The 7063-nt window shown below is 35.2% G+C and carries 2 protein-coding genes; both read left to right on the forward strand.

Annotated elements, in window-relative coordinates:
* On the forward strand, positions 1-682 hold a 682-nt coding region (locus ACIQZC_RS07640; protein WP_396138642.1), incomplete at its 5' end, for a T9SS type A sorting domain-containing protein.
* Between the two features lie 79 nt (positions 683-761).
* Positions 762-7063, forward strand: a 6302-nt coding sequence (locus ACIQZC_RS07645; RefSeq protein WP_396138643.1) for a choice-of-anchor J domain-containing protein, incomplete at its 3' end; no start/stop codon positions are given.

Raw genomic sequence — 7063 nt, forward strand, 5'->3', positions numbered from 1 at the left:
TGCAACGGTTTCAAATTACAATTCGAGTTTAACTTACACGTTTAGCCCAACAGGTCCAACAGTAGGAACAGGAGGAGCAATTACAGGAGCAACTGCAGGAACAGCTTATACTGTTACCGCAGGAAATACAACTTGTACATCAGCAGCGTCTGCATCATTTACAAGAGCAGCTCAATTAGCAACACCTGCAACGCCAACAGGAACTACAACACAAAACATAATTGCAGGTATAGCATCTGAAGCTACTATTGAAGATTTAGCAGTAATAGGGTCAAATGGTAGTTGGTATGCTTCAGAAGCAAATGCTCTAGCTACAACAGGGGCATTACCTGTAGCAACTCAATTAGTTTCAGGAACAACTTATTACACCGTAAATGTTTCTTCTAATGGTTGTGTGAGTTTAGCATTTGCCGTAACAGTAACGGTTACTTTAGGCACAGATCAATTTGGGTTGACGAATATTAAATTTTATCCAAATCCTGTAGTTTCAAGTTTTACAATAGAAGCACAAGATATAATTACAAACGTAGAAGTTTATAATTCAATTGGACAATTAGTATATTCAGAAATTCCAAATAAACTCAATACAACAATGAATTTTGAAAGTTTACCAAGCGCAATTTATTTTGTAAAAGTAATTTCAAATTCAAAAAATAAAGTTATTTCAGTTATTAAAAAATAACTTAATTATTTAAAAGGCAAAGGCTATCAATGGATGGCCTTTGCCTTTAATTATAAAAATTTTCATTAAACTCTCAATTATGTGTTACAAAAATTGTTTTAATAAAACGAATCGAATTGGAAAAGAATTTGATTTAGCTTTTTTATTTCAAAGAATAATAAACAAAAACAAAACAAATACTGTTTTGTTTTTGTTTTTGCTTTTTGCTAGTAATTTAAGCTTTAGTCAATTAACATTACAAGAATTTCAGTCTGGAATTCCAGCGTCTTGGGCAGTTCAAAGTAATCAAACCGTTGCGAATAATTGGCAAGCTACCTCAACAGGAGGCTATCAAGGCACTGCAGGAGTTACAGTAAATCCAGCATTGAATAATACAGTTGGAACCAATGCCCAATATTTTTTGATTACAGAGCAATTTAATACACCCTCAAACGGAGAAATAAAATTTTATACCAAACAAGGAAGTTTTACAAATAAAGGAACAACGTATCAGCTAAGAGCTTCTACAGCTTCGCAACCCGATATTAGTAGTTTTAATGTTGTTTTACAATCGTGGACAGAAGCTCAATTAAATGTTGCTGCAACTACTTATGAAGAAAAAACAGTATCAATAGGATCATTACAAGCAGGTATTCCAGTTTATCTAGCATTTGTTGCAATTACTAATCAAACAGGAACTACAGCAACTAGTGGAGATACTTGGTTTGTAGATAATGTTAGAGTAATTACAGCATGTGCACCAGTTTCAAATGTGGTTACCACACCAGCATCTACAACAGCACAAATTACATGGTCACATCCAACCAGTAATTCGTTTGAAATTCAAGTGCTTGCTAGTGGAGCAGGTATAGGGGCTACTGGAACAGCAGTTACAGGAACGTCGTATTTGGCAACAAATTTAACAAACAATACCACTTATGATGCGTATATAAGAGCTATTTGTACCGAGTCAAATAGTGCATGGGTAGGTCCATTTACTTTTACCACTACAATACTGGGTCAATCTTGTGCAACTCCTCTTATTGTTCCATCTAATGTAACCACAACGCCCTATATTTTAAGTACTAATTTAATAAATTTTCATACAAATACCAACTATGTACCCATTAGCAGTCAGGGATTAAGTTGTGTTCCTCCTGGAATACCACCAACATGGAATTTATTTTCGGGCGATCATGCGTTTTTATCCTTTACACCTGCAACTAGTGGATTGGTAAATTTTTCACAACAAATACAAACATCAGGAAATGGATGTTTTGCTAATGCAAACTCATCTGTATTTATATTTAGTAGTTGTGAAGGAGTAGCAACCGAGGCGGCATGTTTAGGAGGTTTTACAACAGGAAATCCTTCTTCTGTTACTTATGGAGAATTAACAAATTTTTATGTTCAAGCAGGTCAAACGTATATTATTTTGATATCATCTGCGTATTTACAGTCTTTAACCGGAGCGAACATTTGTTTTACGTTTACCATTTCGGCACCAGCCTGTCCAATACCTACTGGATTAACTTATTCCAATTTATTGCAAAATAGTGCATCATTTTCTTGGCAAAATCCACAAAATTTAGTTAGTAATTGGGAATATGTAGCTATACCTTCTACTTCTGGAGTTCCAAATGGTTCAGAAATATTATCAACAACCACTACACCAACTAACAATCCATTAACAAATTTATTGTCAAACACTTCGTATAATTTATTTGTACGCTCTGTTTGTAATGGCGTTCCTGGCCCGTGGTCAAGTGCATTGCCCTTCACTACACAGTGTTCGGTTCAGACGGTACCATATTATTCTGGTTTTAATAACAATTTAGAGATTTCTTGTTGGAATCAATTGAATTTGAATAATGATCCTCATGTATTTAATTTTGGGAATAGTGCTAATAGCGAACCTGTTGCTAAACTTCGTACATCTGGTTTAAGTTTAATTACAAATGATATGTTAATTACGCCTCAATTTGTATTTGATGGTGTAACACAAAAACAAATCCGTTTCAAGTTTCAAGCGTATGGATCTTTTAATGGAACAACAACTACTGGTGATTCTTCTTATGCTATGAAACTTTCAACTACAGGAGTAGGAGCAGCAAATTTTAACACAGAAATTGCCCCTTTACAAACTTTTTTTACGGGTTTCAATTGGGTTGAACGAGTAGTTGTTGTACCTCAAAATGTGGTTGGAAATGTAAATATAGCTTGGCATTTACCTTTAGGATCTGTAAACACAGCAACGCAATTTTATATTGAAGATGTTTATATTGAAAATCTACCTGCTTGTTCGCCACCTAGTTATCCAACAGTAACACCTGGATCTATAACTACAACATCAGCAACAATTTCATGGACTAATGGATACAACAACACACAATGGGAATTAGTAGCACAACCACTTGGCACAGGAATTCCTACATCTCCAGGAATTATAGTGAATACAAATCCATATACACTAACCAATTTAAATCCTTCTACTCGCTACGAATTTTATATGAGAGCAGTATGTTCACCAACACTTCAAAGTAGTTGGGCAGGGCCGATTAATTTTAATACATTATGTATTGCCCAACCTACTCCATATTATGAAAGTTTAAACAGTACTGATGTAAACACTAAAAAATTCTGTTGGTCAGTAAAAAATGTTGATGGCGGCTTAACACAATGGAGAATTGAAGCAACAGAGGCAAGTATTAGAGCTTTGTCAAGTATGTCACAACCTTTCAGTGAATTTGACGATTGGTTAATTAGTGCACCTGTAAATGCGGTTGGATTAAAAAGACTTCGTTTTAGTCATCGTGCTGTAAATGGAATTTTTAATCCTACACCAAGAGGAAATGTGGAAGTATTAATGTCTTCAACTCCAGATTTTAGTAGTTATACTGTATTAATTCCTTCCTTTGATTTTGTGAATTTAGCTTACGAAGAAAAAGCAGTATTATTTACCGGGACTGGAACTACCTATATTGCATTCAGAGTGCCTCCAACAATGACAAATCCAGGAAATACTGGAATCATGATGATTGACGATGTATATGTTGAAGACGCGCCTCCGTGTCCAAATCCTGGAAATTTAACGGTTTCAACTGTTTCTACTTCTACTGCTAATTTAAGTTGGGCTGCTGGATATACAGAAACGCAATGGCAAGTTGTGGTTCAGTTAGCTGGAAGTGGAATCCCTACTGGAACTGGAACTACTGTAAATACTACACCAACATTTAATGCAACTGGTTTAAATCCGGATACAATTTACGAATATTATGTAAGAGCAGTTTGTGGTGGCAGTAATGGAAATAGTCAATGGATAGGTCCGTTAACTTTTAGAACTACTTGTAATGCATTACCAACACCATTTTTGGAAACTTTTAATTCTGATTCAACTACAGAAAGTTGTTGGAGAGCTGTAAATGGGAATGGCGACACAAACGATTGGAACCTAAATCAAACGGTTAATCCAATTTTTGGGGATCAAATGGCAGCGTTATTTACTGGAAATAATGGAAATAATAACGACTGGTTAATTACGCCTACATTAACTGCTAATGCAAACCAAAGATTACGTTTTTATTATAAAGTTTATGATGAATTTTTTGAAGAGGATTTAAAAGTAATGCTTTCTACTAACGGAATAGCAACCAATCAGTTTACGACTATTTTATATGAAAATACTTTGTTGGCAACTACTAATGCAACCGGAACTGTAACGGGTAGTAATACTATAACGGTAGCATCTGCTCAAGGTATTAGAGTAGGTGATATGTTGCATATTATGAATAATCCAATACCGTATCATGTTCTCGTAACTGGTATAACGGGCAATGTCATAACAATGGCATCCGCGGCTACAGCTACCGTAGCAGGTCCTTTAAATGTTGATGTTGTTCATGAAATAATAAATAATGAAGAGGTTAAAGAAATGGTCATTAATTTAACTGGAATTACAGCACCTACAAATATTAATTTAGCATTTCATACGCCCTATTTTCCACCTAATCCATGGGGTTATAGATCACAATACACGTTCATTGATAATGTAATAGTAGAAGATATTCCTGCTTGTCCATCAGTAATAAATGTAACTTCAAGTAATTTATTAGATAGAGCTGTTACACTAAATTGGCAAACAGTAGGAACAGAAACTTCTTGGGAAATTTCAGTACAACCATTTGGAACTCCTGCACCAAGTGGCGCTACTTTACCACAATATTTAACCACTACAACTACACATCCTAAAACAATTACTGGATTAATTCCAGCAACGCAATATCAATATTACATTAGAGCAATTTGTAGTAGTACATCGCAAAGTGCATGGGTTGGGCCATTTGAATTTACAACAAAATGTGATTTCGCAAATGTTTGTGAATACACAATTACAACAATAAGCGGTAATTCAGGGCAAGTAACACGAAGCGTAAATTTGATGCAAAACGGAGTTGTGTCACAGGTGTTAGAATTCCCTGGTTTTGGACAAACTACTATTGATTATACGGTGTTTTTATGTTCTGGAGTTGCTTTTGATTTATATTGGGAAGGAATGGGAAGTGGTGTTCAATATTCACAAGCGCAAATTATTATAAAAGATGCTAGTAATACTATTATTTGGACAAGTCCTTTAGGTTTAGGTACAGTAAACACAAATATTTATAGTGGATTTGCAACTTGTGGAACAATTACTTGTCCGCAACCTATAAATTTAACTGTAAGCAATCAAGGCGTGCTTTCATGGACTCCTGGTGGGACAGAAACACAATGGGAAGTTTTTGTACAGCCTGTTGGAAATGGAACCTTACCGCAATCAGGAATTATTGTAAACAACCCGAATTATACTCCGGTAGCATCTAATTTTAGTGTGCCATCATCAAGTACTTACGAATATTTTGTGAGAGCTATTTGTAATACTACAAACAAAAGTTATTGGTCTGGACCAAAAGTATTTATTAGAAACGATGAAGCTGCTACTTCGGTAACCCTTCCAATTAATTCGGGAAACCAATGTACTGTTTCAGGAAGTAATGTTTCTTTTATTGGCGCTACAGCTTCTACCAACCCAACTGCTTGTACTGGAAATAATGGCGGTGATATATGGTTTGATTTTATAGCTACCTCTAAAGTTCATACTATTGAATTAAGTGATTTTGCACCTGGAAGTTATTATGCTTCATCTTATGAAGGACCTTGGCCAAAAATAATAATGTCAATTTATGAAGTACAATTGAATGGCTCATTAATTGAGAAAGGTTGCAGTGAAAACAATTCACTGGTTACTATGTATAATACGGAATTAACTGTTGGAAAAACATATAAAATTAGATTAAAATTAGATGGTTTAATTTCAAACAACAAAAAATTCAAAATATGCATCACTACACCAACTGATTTATGTGATTTAAATGCATTTAATTATGATTTTGAGAAATTACCAATGCAATCAGTAACGGGTATACCCACAATAATCAATGCAGTGGTAGTGCCGGGCTGGAGAGTAAATACAGCAGTGGGTCAAATGTTTTTTCAAGAACAAAACAATTCATTAAATGTTACGCCATATTCTGGAGGACAATGTGTACAGTTAATTCAAGATGCTGAGTCTACATGGAACCCGAGTGATCCAAATATTAAAGGATTATATAAAGACTTTGATACATCTGAAATAATAAAGATGGATTACAATTTTGCAAGTGCAACTAGAACTGGAAACACAACAGTTCAACTTTTTGCTGGACCGCCATCAGGGCCATTTACTTTAGTTACAGAACACAATGCATTTAGTTTGGTTTGGCAAGTAATTCAAGGCAGTTATACCGTTCCTGTTGGCCAAAATACTACCCGATTTATTTTCAGATCAAAAGGAAATGTCGGTGGCCATATTTTAGATGCGGCTAATTTTAAAGCAAATACAGATATTATTACACCTGATACCACTTTGCCTTGTGATGAAAATGCTATTAATGTTGTAGCGAATGGTGTTGGTCAATGGATTGCGGATGCAAACAACCCAGCTACAACTACAATTGCTGCACCAAATTCTAGCTCGACACAAATTTCAGGATTTACAACGGGAGGAAATTATCTATATCATTGGAAAACAAGATATTGTGACAAAACCATTACTGTAAATTATCAATCTGAAACCCAAGTGCCAACTGTTTCAAATTTAACCTATTGCATGAATGCTGTAGCTATTCCATTAACAGCAACAGCACCAGCGGGTTATTCACTTTTATGGTTTTCATCTGCAACCGGAACAGGAAGTGCAACAGCACCAACTCCGATTACAACTTCTACTGGCACAACTACTTATTATGTAGCACTTGTAAATGCTTTAGGTTGTGAAGGTCCAAAAGTGAGTTTAACAGTTACAGTGAAAGCACTTCCAAACGCAAC

This window comes from Flavobacterium sp., assembly GCF_044338735.1.
Classification (GTDB): Bacteria; Bacteroidota; Bacteroidia; order Flavobacteriales; family Flavobacteriaceae; genus Flavobacterium.